We start from the raw sequence: 771 nt of genomic DNA on the forward strand, positions 1-771 counted from the left end.
TGGAGTAACGTCTAGTAGTAGTACGTCTTTCACATCACCTGCTAGTACGCCACCTTGAACTGCAGCGCCTACTGCAACTGCTTCATCAGGGTTTACATCACGACGAGCTTCTTTACCGAAGAACTCAGCCACTTTCGCTTGAACCATAGGCATACGAGTCTGACCACCAACTAGGATAACGTCAGTGATGTCGTTTACTGATAGGTCAGCGTCCGCTAGTGCAACTTTTAGTGGCTCAAGAGAACGTTGTACTAGATCTTCAACAAGAGATTCTAGTTTCGCACGTGTCACTTTGATGTTCATGTGCTTAGGACCAGTCGCATCAGCCGTTACGTAAGGTAGGTTTACGTCTGTTTGAGAAGTAGAAGAAAGCTCGATTTTTGCTTTTTCTGCTGCTTCTTTAACACGCTGCATTGCGAGTGGATCGTTCTTAAGGTTGATGCCTTGCTCTTTGTTGAACTCGTCTACTAGGTAGTTGATTAGACGGTTGTCAAAGTCTTCACCACCAAGGTGAGTGTCACCATTCGTTGCTAGAACTTCGAAGGTTTTCTCGCCTTCAACTTCATCGATTTCGATGATAGAGATATCGAATGTACCACCACCAAGGTCGTATACCGCGATAGTGCGATCGCCACCTTGCTTGTCAAGACCGTACGCTAGCGCCGCTGCCGTTGGTTCGTTGATGATACGTTTCACTTCTAGACCTGCGATACGGCCAGCATCTTTGGTTGCTTGACGCTGTGCATCGTTAAAGTAAGCAGGAACGGTGAT

At 46.8% G+C, this 771-nt stretch carries 1 protein-coding gene; it reads right to left on the minus strand.

The features are described 5' to 3' along the window. Positions 1-771, minus strand: a 771-nt coding sequence (locus ACVA54_RS19655) for an Hsp70 family protein (protein WP_446641166.1), incomplete at both ends; no start/stop codon positions are given.

It is taken from the genome of Vibrio sp. PNB23_22_6 (genome assembly GCF_052877535.1).